We start from the raw sequence: 14,972 nt of genomic DNA, 5'->3' as shown, positions 1-14,972 counted from the left end.
GCTTAATAGAAAACCTCGATGTTCTTGTCTTTCAAAACCGAAAGCTGCTTGCTGTAAATGATATCTGAGCCCGGTTTGAGGAATGGATTTCCGCGCAGATGAAGCCTTTCAAGCTTCTGTATTTGCAACAATTGTTCAGGAAAATCCTGGAAGTTATTCGATGATAAATCGAGTTCCTGCAAGTTCACAAATGAAGTCAGCGGCTCGGGAAACTGGACAAACCAGTTGTAACCGAGATCAAGAAGTTTGAGGTTTTTCATTTTGTTGAAGCTCTCGGGAAGCTTGCTCAGATGATTGTGATGCGCGTAAAGCGTATGTATTTTGCTAAGCTTTTCGATGTCCGCAGGCAAGGCTTCAATTTGATTGTGAGCAATTGCAAGATGCGTCAGGTTCCGCAGTTTTGTTATCGTTTTTGGCAGACTTTTCAGGTTGTTATAATAAAGGTCAAGGACTTCCAGCCGCTTCATTTTTTTTATTCCTTTCGGTAAAACCGCGAGGCCGGATTTATAGAAATTAAGATCCAGCACTGACTTCGCACGTCGGAAACTTTTGTTGCTCAGCTTTGAAAGACTGTTGCTCCCCAGCCAAAGCATTTCCAGCCCTTTGCAACGTTTAACTGCGGCAGGAATATCGTTAAGCTGATTTTTTTGCAGCATCAGCATTTTAAGCGATTTGTTTTTTGACAACCGGATAGAGCCATCCCGCAGGATGTTTCCCGTCAGATCGATCTGTTTCAACTTTGGCAGGCGCGATAAATCCAGCTCTACCGCCTCAATGTCGTTGTCACTCAGTAGCAGCGCTTCGACATTTGGAAAGCGGTAAATTGCGGCGGGGATAGTGTTTAGTAAGCTTTTGGACAGGGAAATATATTTGATGCCCAACGTGTCCCGCATTTCGGACAATGCGTCGATAGCGCTGATTGTTGAATCTCGTGTGCTTCGTGCAACTGCCTGGATCTTCGCTGTTGAAGACATAGTCACGACCGTTTTTCTCCCGATGGTCCGCTTGGAAATGAAGCTTTCCACAAACGGTCTTAAATGCGTTGCCAACACATTGGCAAGCGAATCAAATTCCGCAGTACGATTAGTTTTGTCAACGGAATTAAATTGGAACGGACTTGTAACTGAGACAAAGAAATATTCCGGTTTGCCCTGCTTGTTTACAACCGCACTCCCATGGGCGTACACATCCTTGTATTTTTCAGCGGCCATAATATCAGCACAAGCTTTGCTGAAATTATGGACTGTGCTGTGCGGTACCTCAATCACACCGAGCTCGACGAAGAAATCCGGCCCCAGCTTCTTCTGCAATCGCTTGCCTTCCTCAGAATGGCTACTGACAATAACCGGCTGACCAACAGCCAGCAAATAACCAGTGACGAAAATAATGGTTAGGAAAAATTTCATAACAATTTGCATTAAGTGAATATGCTAATGTAACTAAATATCTAGTTATATTATTATACTAACTTATATATTTTGCAAAAGCAAGAAATTTTAGTGTCTCAACGAACAGCATGCCCGGAGGATGATCACCAGGAATTGCTACTTACTACGCTCGATCGTAAACTGGACTAACTGCTCCATCGACCGGCGATGCGGAGAGTCGGCAAACTGGCTTAAAATGACCTGGGCTTCTTCTACATACCGCTGCATTACTTCCTGCGCATAACGCAATCCGCCGGAATTTTTGACGAAATCGATCACTTCCTTTACCTTCCTGGGTTTGTGACTTTCGTTGCGGATGATATTGATAATGCTCCGTTTTTCGAGCCACGACGATTTGTTCAATGCATAAATAAGCGGCAGGGTCATTTTCTTTTCCTTGATATCGATCCCAAGCGGCTTGCCGATTTCCTCCTCGCCGTAGTCAAACAAATCGTCTTTAATCTGAAATGCCATTCCGACTTTTTCGCCGAAAGCGTGCATTTGCTTCACAATATCTTCACTCGCACCTACGGAACTCGCGCCTACTGCACAGCACGAAGCGATCAGTGAGGCCGTTTTTTGACGGATGATCTGGTAGTAAACTTCTTCGTTGATATCGAGCCGCCGGGCCTTTTCTATTTGCAGCAATTCTCCCTCACTCAGCTCACGCACAGCGGTAGAAACGATTTTTAAAAGGTCAAATTCTCCGTGATCCACAGAAAGCAGCAATCCCCGCGAAAGCAGGTAGTCACCGACAAGCACTGCGATTTTGTTCTTCCATAAGGCATTGACAGAAAAAAAACTGCGGCGGTAGTTGGAATCGTCCACCACATCATCATGAACCAGCGTGGCCGTATGCAGCAATTCGATCAGCGCCCCGCCCCTGTAAGTGGATTCGGTAATATTGCCGCAGACTCCGGCAGATAGAAAAACGAACATCGGACGAAGCTGCTTTCCTTTTCGCCTCACGATATAGTTCATAATCTGATCAAGGAGCATTACATCGCTTTTCATAAATTGACGGAATTTGTGCTCGAAAGCCTTCATTTCGTCTGCAATAGGAAGCTGGATTTCCTTTATTGAAAGGGTCATATGCTTGAAAAAGGGACCATGTTCCCCTGGAAATTGAAAGGATGTTCAACGGACATTTCAGACAGGCTGAAAGTCAAATTTACTCCCGAACACTAATCTTCAAATTTGGAATAAAATCTTCTGTTTATATCAATTTAAGTGTGAAAATGTTTAGAATTGGGGGAAGGGAGGAAAGGGAGGAAGGAGGAAAGGAGAAGGGATTCACTCATTCAGTCATTCAGTCATTCACTCATTAACTAAATGAAAGCACTTGTCCTCGGGGGAGGATCTATGAAGGGAGCGTTTCAGGTGGGCGTTATCCAGGCGGTATTGGAAAAGGGGTTTGAACCGGATATGATCTACGGGATCTCGGTTGGCGCATTGAATACTACTTTTCTGGCCAATGAGGCGGGCAGGCAATTCAGCGAGAAGAATACTGTAAACTGGTCTTTTGCAAGCCGGAAGCTGCTCGAATTCTGGATCAAGAATATCACACAGCCCCAGGATATCTCTACCCTGCGTTCCAGGGTTATGCTCGGAATGAATACCCTGATGAGCCGGTTTGACGGAATCGTAGATCCTGTTCCGCTGCATAATATGATCAGAAAGTACGTGAACAAGGATTTTCTTGAAAACACGCCTGTGAAAGTGAAGGTAGGGGCAGTGAATATAGATAGCGGGGAGATCAAATATGTATCGCCCAGCGACCGGCATTACCTTGATTTTGTCTTTGCAAGTTCGTCCATTCCGATGCTAATGCCGGCGGTACAAATTGAGCAGCAGCTTTTTCTCGACGGCGGAATGCGGGAAGTAGCGCCCGTGCGGCAAGCAATTGAAGACGGCGCCACGGAAATCGTGCTCATCGCCTGTCATTCTCCCCTATTGTACCAGCCGGAGGATATTAACTCAAGAAATTTGATCACGCTGATAGAGAGGGTAAGAGATATCACCGTCAACCAGATCGTGAACAGCAATATCGCCTGGGCCGAATCTTATGTGGACAGGTCCATTTTGCGGGGCAAGCAAATGAAACTGACTGTGATCCGCCCATTAACCCCCTTGTTCCTTGATTTACAGCATTTCAATTCCGACGATATATCGAGATTGATCGTCGAGGGTTACCGCGCAGGTATGGAAGTACTTTTAGAAAAAGAGAAAATAGCTGAATAAAAATTCCAGCAAAGGACTGAATACAAAAAGGCCGGGAGACAAACGCTGCTCCCGGCCTTTCTTATGTTGTAATTTCTGGTTTTAGAACAAATACCTAACACCTACCAACATGCTCCATGTAGTGGAAGTGGTCGTATTGTTACGGAAGATCTGGTCTGTCGGCAGAACCGTTTTTCCATCGATCTGAATCGTGTTCATGGTAAATACCGGTACACCATTTGCATCTACGCTTTTACGGCGCAATGGCATATTAGCGCCTGTGATCAGCTCCTGGCGAACTCCCCATTTAGAGCTAAGCAGGTTACCAGCATTGATCACGTCCACACTCAGCTGCAAGGTATTTTTAGTTTTACCAATATTTGTGAAGATATCCTGCAAGAATTTGAAATCAACGCGGTTCAGCCAAGGCATTACACCACCGTTACGATCTGCATATCCGCCCCTTTTGCTTTTCAGGAACTCGTTGCTCTCGATATATTTATCAAAAGCTGCCCGCTGCTCCTCGGCTGTGAAAGTCACTCCGCCTACGGTATTGTTATCAAAAGTAAGCTCAGAAGCGCTGCGAGGTACATATAACATATCCGCACCGATCGCATCTCCGTTCAGGTCACCATTATAGGTGTACGAAAATCTGCCCTGGGTAACATTACCGTAGTTTCCAAGGTTAGACCCGTTGTAAAACACTGAAAATGTAGAAGCCAGGTGATTTGCATATTCAACGCGGTAAGACAATGTACCGATCACGCGGTTCGGCAATGCATCCACAGAACTGAAAAGGCTCAGGTCATTCGGGTTGTTGATATTCGGCGTAGCACCCCAGGCCGAACTTGCATTCGATCCGCTGTTGTCTGTTGTTCCTTTTGCAGTTGTATGCGAGTAGAATACCGATCCGTAGAATCCGCGGCGCGCAGCCATCGTCAAACCAATCGTAGCATTCACCGAGTAACCTTTTGAAGTATTGCTCAAAACACTCACAGAGTTTGCTCCGATTCTGCTGTTATATTGGTAAGAAGCCGTATTTGGGTAAAATTCACGATCGTCTCCGCTGTAATTCAAGCGCTGTGTAGCTGCTTTTCTGTTTGCACCAAATTGGTAAACAGCCTGAATATCTTTGGTATAGATCACATCTCCTGTCAAAGAGAATGGCGTTCCCGGGATTTTGTAATCCACACCGAAGCTTGATCTCCAAATTTGCGGCATCTTGAATTCAGGGTCAACCAGGGCCAATGTACTTGGCAGACCAGCTCTTGGGTTTTTGATAAATACATTCGCTGCGCTGGCAGGCGTATTGTTCAGCCAGTAATATTTCTCAGGCTGAAAACGAATATCCCCGATCCACGGCGCAGAAGCTGCATAGCTACCCGGCTCAACCACATTCTGGATCACACCGAGACCAGTTGGCATATTGGTAAGCCAAACAAACGGCACGCGACCAGCGAAAATACCTGTACCTCCGCGGAAGATCAGTGACTTATCGCCTTTTGCATCCCACCTGAAACCAACACGCGGAGATAACATCACGCGCGTTTTAGGCCAAGAACCAGTGTCGTAAGTACGCTCAGCACCATTCAATCCCAATAATCTCAAAGTATCAACTGCCGAGTTTCTTGTCAGATCATTCAGGAATACTGGCATTTCAGCGCGAAGTCCTGCTGTAATGGTCAGTCTTTCGTTTACGTCAAATTTGTCCTGAATATAGATCGAAGGCAGACCGTATTTTACAGGAGCGTAAGGATCCTGGCCTTCGTAAGGATAAGTCAATGCAAACTGCAAAGGTGCAACCTCATTCGGTGTACCTGTTGCCAGGAATTCCTCAACCGAAGCATAGCGGTAGTAAGAAGTACCGTTTCTCAGGTATCTGTTACCAAATTTCTGCATTTCAAAACTGATACCGCCTGTGAATGTGTGCTTACCGGTTACGTAAGTAAGGTTATTGATAAAGCTGAAATTGTCATTCAAAACGTCGTTACCGTAAGTAAACAGCTCGTAACCTGCTGTAATGTAGTTCTGATAAGTAGTAGTAGCCGGGTCTCTCAGATTGTCGCCTGCAAAACCGATATCGATCATCGGGAACTCAGCACTTGGCGAACTGCGGGTCGCCTGAATGCGGCTGTAAGTAGCAAGGAACTGGTTCGATAGTTTCGGGGTGATCTCACTGTTCAATTCAGCTGTAATTGAGCGTACAATGTTTTTGGTTGAATACATTGTATTTGCAAATGCCATTGAAAGCGCGCTCACACGACCACTTTCGAAAGGTGTACGCGGGTTAGCACCTGAGTTTGCATTCACCAAAGAAGGAGCTGAACTCTCTACCTGATTATAGCGAACTGCCAGTTTGTTCTTGTTATTGATGTTCCAGTCGATCCTGGCCAATATGCTCGTCGTTTTTTCGCTGTTGTCATTTGCATAACCTTCATAAGCGCCCGGATCGTAACCCCAGCGGTTGATCAGGTGATTGCGAACTGCTTCCAGATCTGCTCTGGTTGTACGCGAGATATTCTGTGTCTGGTCAGCAATACCATTTTCCGACGGTCTCCACAAGTTCACTGCACCTACACCTGAGCCTGTTTTCTTGATCTGCTCTGCATTCACGAAGAAAAACAATTTGTTTTTCACCAACGCACCACCTAATCTCAAACCGATCGTCTGGCTGGTCGCGTCTGGTCTGGTAATCTCACTTCCATCGACTTTCTTGCCCTGTAAATCCTGATTGTTGTAAAATCCGTAAGCAGAACCTGTCAGTTTGTTTGTCCCGCTGCGCGTTACTGCATTGATACCAGCTCCTGAAAAACCGCTCTGACGAACGTCAAACGGTGCGATATTTACCTGAATCTCTTCAATCGCATCCAAAGACAGACCGCCGCCGCCCGGAAGCGGGTTATCATTCAAACCAAAACCGTTATTGAAATTTGCTCCGTCAACCTGGAAGTTGTTGTAACGACCGTCGCGACCACCGAAGCTGTTACCGTTTGCCTGAGGTGTCAACCGGGTGAAATCACTGATGCTCCTTGATACGGTTGGTAAAGTTCTCAGCTGCTCGCTGTTCACCGAAGTCGCAGCGCCTGTTCTTTCCCCATTGAAAACCTGGCCTGCACCTGAAGTAACTACTACTTCCTGTAACTCGGTCCCGCCTTCTGTAAGTACGATATTGATATTGCTGGCTGTACCGAGTTCAGCAAAAATGTTGGATTTGCTTTGCTCCGAGAAGCCTACAAAAGTAACGGTCACTTTATAAGGTCCCCCAATCCGGACCGATGGAAAACTGTACCTGCCTGCGTCGGTGGTTACGGTACCATATTGCGTTCCCGACGGTTCGTGCACTGCTACCACCGTGGCTCCCGGGAGCGCTTCCCCTTTGGAGTCCGTGATCGTCCCGTTAATTGCGGAAGTAGTTACCTGCGCCTGTAGTTGCCCTCCGAGTAAAAACAATGAAGTAGCAACCAGTGCGGTAAACACTGCCCTGAAAAGTAAACTTTTCCTTCTCATAAACTTTGGTGATTAGGTTTGTACTATTAGTGGTTCACTTCTGGTGACAAGCACCATTAACTGCAAAATAATACCTTTTTAGATTGAGAAACAAAAATCAAAATCCTACTAAAATGCAATACTAATATACGTAACTACCTGATTTATTGGAATAATGAATTTTATTAAAGCAATAATTAAACATTTACCAAAACGCTGGTTATTATAATTTTATAACCTTTTCGAATGTCTGATAATCGTTATCCACAGCCTGAAATGGGCTTTTTATGTAGAATTACCTTGTACGGACGTATAAGCCATAATTCACTATGTTAAGATTTTGTTAAATTTTAAATACTTAGCGTGCCGAACGAAAGAAGCTCGGCAGGAAAGGCATTTGAAAAAAATATTCTAAAAATTTTCCTGCTGAACAATTGTAGCCTTCTTTTGTTACTATCTAGTACCACCACTTTTATTGAACCCAAAGAGCAAATGCAACTCAACTATAAAAAGATCGGAGATAGCGGGAAACCGTTGCTGATTCTTCACGGCGTTTTTGGATTTCTGGACAACTGGCTCACGATCAGTAAAGCGATCGCAGATCACGGGTATCAGCTGTATCTGGTAGACCAGCGAAACCACGGGCGCTCTCCGCACGAAGCGCCGCTTGATTTTCCTACACTTGCGAAAGATCTGGAAGGGTTTATCAAAGAGCACCATATCGAAAACCCGATCCTGCTCGGCCACTCAATGGGCGGAAAAACGGTGATGGAATATGCAGTTACTTACCCCGGTACTTTTGAAAAACTGGTTATTGTGGATATTGGCCCAAAAGGTTACCCTATTCACCACACTAAAATATTGGAAGGATTGAATGCCATTCCGATTGATCAGATCGAATCGCGGAATGAGGCGGATGAAATTCTGAGTCGGTACGAACCTATTCTGGCGGTGCGCCAATTTTTGTTGAAAAACCTTTACAGAACAGATGAAGGCGGTTTTGCTTGGCGGTTTAACCTGCCGGTACTCACATCTTATATGCCGAAAGTGGGGGCAGAAATAAAGTCTGAAAAGCAGGTAGAGGCGCCGGTACTATTTATCCGCGGCGCCAATTCGCATTACATTCAGGATGAAGATATGGCGGGAATTAAAGAACTGTTTCCCCAGGCAAAGCTTGAAACGATCCAGGATGCGGGGCACTGGGTACAGGCCGAACAGCCGAAAGCTTTTGTGTCGGTACTGATGAATTTTCTCGACGAAACTATCTGACGAATTTCCTTCTGAAATTGTTGCAGGAAGAAATGATCATTTCGTCTTGATTGACCGTCAGTTCCCAGAGCGGGCAGAATGCGCAGTTAACCTTCGCACAGAAATCGTTTGCTGGTAATGCAAATTGTGGTTTGATATCGATGAGGCGGCCATTGATGAGGAGCGATTTGGGGGAGCAACACATGGGAAGTCCGTCTGCGTAAAGGATCACGCCGTCGCTGCGGAACATCAGCGTGTCTGTCGCCGCAGCAGGCACTTTTTCCCATACATTCTTATTATCGATCGACACTCTTTCAACTTCGGTAAGGTACCATTTTCCGCCAAGAGAGTTGATCTCAGCCATGCTAGGCATGTAGTCGAAACTGTCTTTTTTACAGGAAATCAGAACGGATAAGAACAGGGTGATATATAAAAGCCTTCTCATTGTATTTAAGTTTGTATAGTTCTAATGATTCGAATACTGTTTGATTGGTTGGAAAGAAGCAACATTTACAAATCGCTATGACCGAATCAGCTATAAAACTTTTTATGATCCCCACCGTTCTGGCGGAAGGCACGCAGGACTCGGTACTCAGTCCGCAGATCCTGCGGGTAATCGGCGAGCTGGATGTGTTTTTCGTCGAAAATACACGGACTGCCCGGCGTTTTATCAGCAGCCTCAAATTGGGAAAAGTAATAGATAACCTGACATTTATCGAGCTGACCAAAGATACACCTGAAAGTGAAACCGCCGGTGCGCTCAGAAATTTGAGGACCAATGCAGGTATTATATCAGAAGCAGGCTGTCCCGGTGTGGCCGACCCGGGCGCAGTGGCAGTTCATATTGCGCACCAGCTTGGTTTCCATGTTGTTCCGCTTGTGGGCCCCTCTTCTATTTTGCTTGCATTAATGGCCTCGGGCATGAGCGGGCAGTCTTTCGCATTTCACGGATATCTGCCGATTGACAAAATTTTGCGAAAAAAGATGATCCAGACGCTGGAAAGGGAAGGCAGGCAGCGCCAGCAGACGCAGATTTTCATGGAAACGCCATTCAGAAACAACCAGTTGCTGGAAGCGATATTGGAAGCTTGCATGCCAGATACCTTTCTTTGTATTGCCGCGGAAGTAACCGGGCCGGAAGAATTTATCAAAACAATGCCTGTTAAAAACTGGAAATCGAACAAACCGGACCTGCATAAACGACCTACTATTTTTTTAATAGGCTAGCCAGTTGCTTCCAACCATCGCGCATGCAAACCGCTCCATGGAAAAGCAATCGTTTCCTCAACATCAACAGCAATCGAAATTAAAATATGAAAAAATGGATCTCAGGCGCAGGACTTTTATTCGCATTGACCCTCTGGGGATGCAGCGACGAAGGTCTGGACGCTATTTCAACGATCGATTCCAATTTTGAAACGGGTGTAGACGGCTGGGCTCCCGGCCTGGCGGAATTTGATACGAAAATTGACACTGCCAGTATTGCCTTTCGTTTTGGCCGCACGCGGCTCCCATTCGGTCTCGATACCTCGCAGTATGCATTTATGATGCAGAGCAATAACCGCAGCGACGATATGTTTATGTATTTGAAAAAGAAGGTTACCGGGTTTGAGCCTAATGAAACGTATTCAGTTGTTTTTGATATTGACCTGGGAACGAAGGCACCGGAGGGCAGTATTGGAGCAGGCGGCTCAACTGCAAATGCGGTGTATGTAAAGGCGGGCGTAACACTGGTGGAGCCTATTACCCGGCTTCAAGGTATTAACTATGTATTCAATCTGGACAAAGGCATACAATCGCAAGGCGGTGTCGACGGGATCGTTCTCGGCGACGTTTCAAATGGAACTTCGGATACCACTTATGTCTTGGTAAACAGGAACAACACGGACAAACCATTTCTGATCAAAACGAATGCAAGCGGAGAGCTTTGGTTTTATGTGGGGACTGATTCAGGATTTGAGGGGCTCACGAGACTTTATTATAATAGAATTAGAATTACAGCTACGGAACAAAACCTTAACTAGGAAAAGCTGTCAAAAGCCGCGCTGCAATCACATGCAGCGCGGCTTTTGTATTTACCAACATACAATTGGAGAAACGCGGCAAACGGGTTTGCAAAGTCTTTTGTAACTTCGCCGCTTATCAATATGTGACAAACCGACGAGTATGGTACAGGTAAAGAGCTTTGTTTTTAACCCGTTTTCTGAAAATACATATCTTCTCCACGACGCGACAGGTGAGGCTGTGATCATCGATCCGGGTTGTTCGGATAAAGCCGAGCTGGCTGCTGTTGAGAGCTACGTGGAAGCCAATTCATTGAAACCGGTTTATGTGATCAATACCCACGCACATATCGACCATGTATTGGGCATTGCGGCGCTGAAACGGAAATATGACATACCATTTGCATTGCATCAGCTCGACGAGCCGCTTTTGAAAGCCGTGAAAACTTACGCTTCCAACTATGGTTTTCACGGCTTCGATGAACCCGAAATTGATTCTTATTTAAAAGAAGGTGAAGTTTTTCAGTTTGGTGAAACAGCGCTTGAAATCATTTTTGTACCCGGCCACGCGCCCGGCCACGTTGCATTTGTAAACCATGCGCAGCGTTTTGTGATCGGCGGCGATGTATTGTTCAGGTTAAGTATCGGGAGAACTGATCTGCCGGGAGGAAACCATGCCACACTTTTAGAAAGTATACGCACAAAAATATTCACACTACCAGACGATTACACGGTTTACGCCGGTCACATGGAACCTACAACGGTGGGTTTTGAAAAGAAAAACAATCCTTTTTTCAGATAAACATACCTTACCCGCCGCCTCATGATCCGGAGAAATATACCCAATGCGCTCACTTGCGGAAACCTCCTCTGCGGCTGCGTCGGTGTGGTTGAAGCGTTTCACAATAACCTGATCATCTCATGCATGCTGATCGGCGTAGCATTGATTTTCGATTTTTTTGATGGATTTGTTGCAAGAATACTGAAAGTGAGCTCGGCAATAGGAAGAGACCTTGACTCACTCGCGGATATGGTCACTTTCGGACTACTCCCCTCCATTATTCTTTACCAGCTCCTCATGCAGAGCATTCCCGATCTGATGGGCATCTGGAAAGCTTACCCAGCATTTATAATCGCTATTTTTTCTGCGATCCGGCTTGCGAAATTCAACAACGATACCCGGCAAAGTGATTCGTTTATTGGCGTACCGACCCCGGCGAATGCAATGCTTATTGCTTCCCTGCCGGTTATACTGCTCACGGAAGATGCATTCTGGAAAGATATCATCATCAATACTACTAACCTGCTGATACTCGCGGTGGTAATGTCCTATTTGCTCGTGATGGAGCTGCCGCTTATTGCATTGAAATTCAAAAGTTTTGGGTGGAAGGGAAATGAGGCACGATTTGTTTTGATCATCACATCGGTCGTGCTGTTAGTGACTTTAAAAATATTGGCAGTACCCTTAATTCTGATCGTCTACATTCTGCTATCCGTTTTTGAAAATGTGCGGAAGCGCAGTGGTGTGTGATCATTAAAATTGATATAAGAATTTAAACAAAATATGACATACTCGCGCATAACTGGCCTTGGTTACTACGTCCCTGAAAACGTGGTAACGAACGACGATCTTAGCAAGTGGATGGAAACTTCGGACGCCTGGATCCAGGAAAGAACGGGCATTCGCGAGCGCCGGTATTTTGAATATGGCAAGGATACCAATTACAGTATGGCCACAGCAGCCTCCCGCCAGGCTCTCGACCGTGCAGGACTGACCGCCAACGAGATCGACGTGATCGTGTATGCAACCATTACCCCCGACTATTTTTTCCCGGGCTCTGCCTTTTTAATGCAACGAGAGCTGGGAATGGATGGAAAACCGGTAATCGATATCAGACAGCAATGCTCGGGCTTTGTCTATGCGCTTTCCATCGCTGACCAGTTTATCAAATCGGGTATGTATAAAAACGCGCTCGTGGTGGGTTCGGAAATACAGTCCTCGTGGATCGATAAAAGTACCGCCGGACGAAACACAGCAGTCATTTTTGGCGACGGCGCCGGCGCGGCAGTCCTTACCGCAACGAACGATCCCCAACACTGTATATTATCTACACACCTGCACGCCGACGGCCGTTATGCAGAAGAACTTTACGTTCGCGATCCCGGCAGCAGCCGGCCCGACCGCCCTGTTACAAAGGAATTGCTGGAGGACGGTGGATTTAATGTATATATGAATGGGAATGCCGTATTCAAACACGCTATCGTGCGGTTTGTAGAGGTAATTGGAGAAGCGCTGCAAGCCAACGGATACACGGCGGCGGACCTGGACCTGCTGGTGCCACATCAGGCTAATATCCGGATCAGCGATTATGTGAGGCAGCAACTGGGCCTGAACGAATCACAGGTGATCAACAACCTGCAAAGGTTTGGAAATACAACAGCCGCTTCCATACCTATTGCATTGTCGGAGGCTTGGGAGGAAGGAAAGTTAAAGGAAGGGGACCTGCTTTGCCTGGCTGCGTTCGGAAGCGGGTTTACGTGGGCTTCGGCTCTGATTAAGTGGTAATTCTCAATATTGCCCTATTGAAAGCATTACCAGCGTACAACCCTCTATTGGTATGATATTTTTAGCCAACAAGATGTTTTTAAAATCAGGGTTCTCAGTACCGGGGTTGAAAATGACGCGTTTGGGATTTAATGAGACAATGTAATCGTAATATTCAGGTTGGTGGCTGGGGTTGATATAAAGTGTTACGGTATCCACATCCTCCCAATTTGTTTTTTCTTGATGAATTTCTTCGCCCAGCGCAGACCCTTTTTTCCGGCCTACGAGAATGATCGGGTGACCGTAGTTCCTGAGTTTTTGAGCAGCCAGATAAGCATAGCGGGAAGGATTGGAAGTGGCACCTATAATCAGCGTACGTTTCATGGTATTTAGTTTTGATGAAAAACAGGAACGCGAAAAAATGCATTCCAGCACGCTAAAAGAACACACAACAATATTGATTTCGTTTCAAAACCTATTAACCTAATAATATCTTTATAAAAATGAATGAGTTAAATGTAAGTCGGAGTTTCTGGAACGAAAAGTGGGCTAAAATTAAATTCGACGAGATTGAGAACGCTCCTCATTACGAAGTATCTAATTATGGCAGACTAAAAAGTTTTCAAAACAACCCAAAGGAAGGGGTAGTTATAAAAGGATCGGTGATTCAGGGATATAGATCGCTGAATATCAGGGTAGCAGGTGGAAAAACGATCAACAGGTACGTGCACAAACTGGTAGCGGAATATTTTCTGGACAGGCCGGATACCGACCATAACTTTGTGATTCACGTTGATTTCGAAAAGCAGAACAATTACTATGAAAACCTGAAATGGGTGACAAAGGCTGAAATGATCGAACACAACCGTGAAAATCCAGCCTTTATAAACCGGGTAATCCCAAGGCGGACCAAGAATTACAAGCTTACCGAAAGTAAGGTGCGGATTATTAAAAAGTTGCTTAAAAACGATAATAATCGCCTTAAAATGATCGCAAAACAGTTTGGTATCACACACACGCAGCTGAACAGGATCCGGTCAGGAGAGAACTGGAAACATGTAACTATTGAAGAATAAAATCAGAAGTTATTCTACGTTTTTATCAGCTGCGGAAACCGTATAACCGCTGCCGTTCAAACCTTCTTCGTAGTCAACAGATACCCCGATCACGTACATCAGGTGACGCTTATCTATGATCACTTTGATCCCTTCGACCAGATAAGTCTGATCAAAATCGGTTGCTGTATCGAAACCCAGTAAGAAAGTACCGCTGCACGCACCGCCTTTGAGCCCGACGCGCAGCCCATAAGTATCCGGGATCTTGTTTGCTTCCAGCGTAGATATAATTTCCAGCTTGGCGTTCTCCGTAAGTTGGACAGGACTTTCCATAAATTGCTATTCTTGTTCAGACAAATATCTTAACACACTTCCCTCCTATTGCATTCGCTATTTCAAATAAATAATAGCTAATTCTGGCAATCCGCTAGTTTTGCATTTCGTTTTGGCATGAAACTCAATTTTATATGGAATACCAAATGATACTGATCGTGCTGCTCCTCGGAGCGATCGTCACCTTCGGAATATACATGACGATCACCACGGTAGCAGACAAGATTTTTGAAAAGCAGAAATGGGATATCAGGGGAAAGAATATCGAGATCACACTGCCGCTGCGGTTACAGGCTTATGAACGCATGTGCCTGTTTCTGGAACGCATTACGCCCAGCAATTTGTTACTCAGGTTGGTACCATCTGCTATGAGCGCACTGGAATTGCAGCAGATCCTTTTGCAGGAAATTCGGGATGAATACAATCACAATGTGGCCCAGCAGCTTTATATGAGCACTAATGCCTGGGAACAGATCACGAATGCGATGAATGAAACCGTAGCGGCGATTAACCAGGCGGCAACCGACGTACCTGGCGAAGCTGCCCCTGCTGAACTGGCCAAAAAGATATTTTCGCAAGTGATCGAAAAGGAAGTCCAGCCCGCAGCTCATGCTTTGAAGGTATTGAAAGAAGAGATCAGGACGGTTTTTTAAGT

The 14,972-nt window shown here is 45.6% G+C and carries 15 protein-coding genes; 9 read left to right on the top strand and 6 right to left on the bottom strand.

Annotation, left to right across the window (positions count from 1 at the left end; genetic code table 11):
• Positions 1 to 2 precede the first annotated feature (2 nt).
• Together LZG94_RS03205 and LZG94_RS03200 are read right to left on the bottom strand one after the other, a co-directional pair.
• Positions 3 to 1,406, bottom strand: a complete 1,404-nt coding sequence (locus tag LZG94_RS03205) for a leucine-rich repeat domain-containing protein (protein ID WP_233790501.1) — start codon at positions 1,404 to 1,406, stop codon at positions 3 to 5.
• A 138-nt stretch (positions 1,407 to 1,544) separates the two neighbouring features.
• Positions 1,545 to 2,519, bottom strand: a complete 975-nt coding sequence (locus tag LZG94_RS03200; RefSeq protein WP_215233569.1) for a polyprenyl synthetase family protein — start codon at positions 2,517 to 2,519, stop codon at positions 1,545 to 1,547.
• Between the two features lie 240 nt (positions 2,520 to 2,759).
• Here LZG94_RS03200 and LZG94_RS03195 point away from each other — a divergent pair, with 240 nt between their 5' ends.
• Complete coding sequence (locus LZG94_RS03195) at positions 2,760 to 3,668, top strand: patatin-like phospholipase family protein (protein ID WP_233790500.1); 909 nt, start codon at positions 2,760 to 2,762, stop codon at positions 3,666 to 3,668.
• 81 nt (positions 3,669 to 3,749) lie between these two features.
• Here the strand turns inward: LZG94_RS03195 and LZG94_RS03190 are convergent, their stop codons facing one another.
• The gene (locus LZG94_RS03190) at positions 3,750 to 7,154 is read right to left on the bottom strand and encodes a TonB-dependent receptor (protein WP_233790499.1); all 3,405 of its coding nucleotides are present in this window, start codon (positions 7,152 to 7,154) and stop codon (positions 3,750 to 3,752) included.
• A 471-nt stretch (positions 7,155 to 7,625) separates the two neighbouring features.
• Here LZG94_RS03190 and LZG94_RS03185 point away from each other — a divergent pair, with 471 nt between their 5' ends.
• Entirely contained in the window at positions 7,626 to 8,402 is a 777-nt protein-coding gene (locus tag LZG94_RS03185) for an alpha/beta fold hydrolase (protein WP_233790498.1), read from the top strand.
• Here LZG94_RS03185 and LZG94_RS03180 read toward each other — a convergent pair.
• On the bottom strand, positions 8,395 to 8,826 hold the full coding sequence (locus LZG94_RS03180) for a hypothetical protein (RefSeq protein WP_215233573.1): 432 nt from the start codon (positions 8,824 to 8,826) through the stop codon (positions 8,395 to 8,397). The two genes, LZG94_RS03185 and LZG94_RS03180, sit on opposite strands and share 8 nt — an antisense overlap.
• A gap of 104 nt (positions 8,827 to 8,930) precedes the next feature.
• Here LZG94_RS03180 and LZG94_RS03175 point away from each other — a divergent pair, with 104 nt between their 5' ends.
• The 5 genes from LZG94_RS03175 (at position 8,931) to LZG94_RS03155 (ending at position 12,950) form a co-directional block, all read left to right on the top strand.
• Positions 8,931 to 9,608 (top strand): SAM-dependent methyltransferase, encoded by a 678-nt coding sequence (locus LZG94_RS03175; protein WP_233790497.1) that lies wholly within the window; start codon positions 8,931 to 8,933, stop codon positions 9,606 to 9,608.
• A gap of 86 nt (positions 9,609 to 9,694) precedes the next feature.
• Positions 9,695 to 10,405 (top strand): hypothetical protein, encoded by a 711-nt coding sequence (locus LZG94_RS03170; protein WP_233790496.1) that lies wholly within the window; start codon positions 9,695 to 9,697, stop codon positions 10,403 to 10,405.
• Positions 10,406 to 10,547: 142 nt separating this feature from the next.
• Entirely contained in the window at positions 10,548 to 11,186 is a 639-nt protein-coding gene (locus tag LZG94_RS03165; protein ID WP_233790495.1) for an MBL fold metallo-hydrolase, read from the top strand.
• 21 nt (positions 11,187 to 11,207) lie between these two features.
• Positions 11,208 to 11,915: a CDP-diacylglycerol--serine O-phosphatidyltransferase gene (pssA, locus tag LZG94_RS03160; RefSeq protein WP_215233577.1), complete on the top strand. Its 708-nt coding sequence runs from the start codon at positions 11,208 to 11,210 to the stop codon at positions 11,913 to 11,915.
• A gap of 33 nt (positions 11,916 to 11,948) precedes the next feature.
• Positions 11,949 to 12,950: a 3-oxoacyl-ACP synthase III family protein gene (locus tag LZG94_RS03155; RefSeq protein WP_233790494.1), complete on the top strand. Its 1,002-nt coding sequence runs from the start codon at positions 11,949 to 11,951 to the stop codon at positions 12,948 to 12,950.
• A 3-nt stretch (positions 12,951 to 12,953) separates the two neighbouring features.
• Here the strand turns inward: LZG94_RS03155 and LZG94_RS03150 are convergent, their stop codons facing one another.
• Positions 12,954 to 13,313: a CoA-binding protein gene (locus LZG94_RS03150; RefSeq protein ID WP_233790493.1), complete on the bottom strand. Its 360-nt coding sequence runs from the start codon at positions 13,311 to 13,313 to the stop codon at positions 12,954 to 12,956.
• A 119-nt stretch (positions 13,314 to 13,432) separates the two neighbouring features.
• On the opposite strand from LZG94_RS03150, the gene LZG94_RS03145 reads away from it, so the two are divergent.
• Complete coding sequence (locus LZG94_RS03145) at positions 13,433 to 14,005, top strand: NUMOD4 domain-containing protein (protein WP_233790492.1); 573 nt, start codon at positions 13,433 to 13,435, stop codon at positions 14,003 to 14,005.
• 9 nt (positions 14,006 to 14,014) lie between these two features.
• On the opposite strand, the gene LZG94_RS03140 is transcribed toward LZG94_RS03145, so the two are convergent.
• Complete coding sequence (locus LZG94_RS03140; protein WP_233790491.1) at positions 14,015 to 14,317, bottom strand: iron-sulfur cluster assembly accessory protein; 303 nt, start codon at positions 14,315 to 14,317, stop codon at positions 14,015 to 14,017.
• Between the two features lie 134 nt (positions 14,318 to 14,451).
• Between LZG94_RS03140 and LZG94_RS03135 the strand changes: the two genes are divergently transcribed.
• Positions 14,452 to 14,970 carry a hypothetical protein gene (locus LZG94_RS03135; protein ID WP_233790490.1) on the top strand — a complete coding sequence of 173 codons (519 nt, stop codon included), beginning with the start codon at positions 14,452 to 14,454 and terminating at the stop codon, positions 14,968 to 14,970.
• Positions 14,971 to 14,972 lie beyond the last annotated feature (2 nt).

Origin of the sequence: Dyadobacter sp. CY343 (assembly GCF_021390335.1) — a bacterium.
In the GTDB taxonomy this organism is placed as follows: Bacteria; Bacteroidota; Bacteroidia; order Cytophagales; family Spirosomataceae; genus Dyadobacter.
This window is presented reverse-complemented; position numbering and strand designations above follow the sequence as displayed.

Bases quoted from the DNA above. Each gene is read 5' to 3' on its own strand.
- LZG94_RS03205 (WP_233790501.1), bottom strand. From the start codon at position 1,406: ATGAAATTTTTCCTAACCATTATTTTCGTCACTGGTTATTTGCTGGCT.
- LZG94_RS03200 (WP_215233569.1), bottom strand. From the start codon at position 2,519: ATGACCCTTTCAATAAAGGAAATCCAGCTTCCTATTGCAGACGAAATG.
- LZG94_RS03195 (WP_233790500.1), top strand. From the start codon at position 2,760: ATGAAAGCACTTGTCCTCGGGGGAGGATCTATGAAGGGAGCGTTTCAG.
- LZG94_RS03190 (WP_233790499.1), bottom strand. From the start codon at position 7,154: ATGAGAAGGAAAAGTTTACTTTTCAGGGCAGTGTTTACCGCACTGGTT.
- LZG94_RS03185 (WP_233790498.1), top strand. From the start codon at position 7,626: ATGCAACTCAACTATAAAAAGATCGGAGATAGCGGGAAACCGTTGCTG.
- LZG94_RS03180 (WP_215233573.1), bottom strand. From the start codon at position 8,826: ATGAGAAGGCTTTTATATATCACCCTGTTCTTATCCGTTCTGATTTCC.
- LZG94_RS03175 (WP_233790497.1), top strand. From the start codon at position 8,931: ATGATCCCCACCGTTCTGGCGGAAGGCACGCAGGACTCGGTACTCAGT.
- LZG94_RS03170 (WP_233790496.1), top strand. From the start codon at position 9,695: ATGAAAAAATGGATCTCAGGCGCAGGACTTTTATTCGCATTGACCCTC.
- LZG94_RS03165 (WP_233790495.1), top strand. From the start codon at position 10,548: ATGGTACAGGTAAAGAGCTTTGTTTTTAACCCGTTTTCTGAAAATACA.
- pssA (WP_215233577.1), top strand. From the start codon at position 11,208: ATGATCCGGAGAAATATACCCAATGCGCTCACTTGCGGAAACCTCCTC.
- LZG94_RS03155 (WP_233790494.1), top strand. From the start codon at position 11,949: ATGACATACTCGCGCATAACTGGCCTTGGTTACTACGTCCCTGAAAAC.
- LZG94_RS03150 (WP_233790493.1), bottom strand. From the start codon at position 13,313: ATGAAACGTACGCTGATTATAGGTGCCACTTCCAATCCTTCCCGCTAT.
- LZG94_RS03145 (WP_233790492.1), top strand. From the start codon at position 13,433: ATGAATGAGTTAAATGTAAGTCGGAGTTTCTGGAACGAAAAGTGGGCT.
- LZG94_RS03140 (WP_233790491.1), bottom strand. From the start codon at position 14,317: ATGGAAAGTCCTGTCCAACTTACGGAGAACGCCAAGCTGGAAATTATA.
- LZG94_RS03135 (WP_233790490.1), top strand. From the start codon at position 14,452: ATGGAATACCAAATGATACTGATCGTGCTGCTCCTCGGAGCGATCGTC.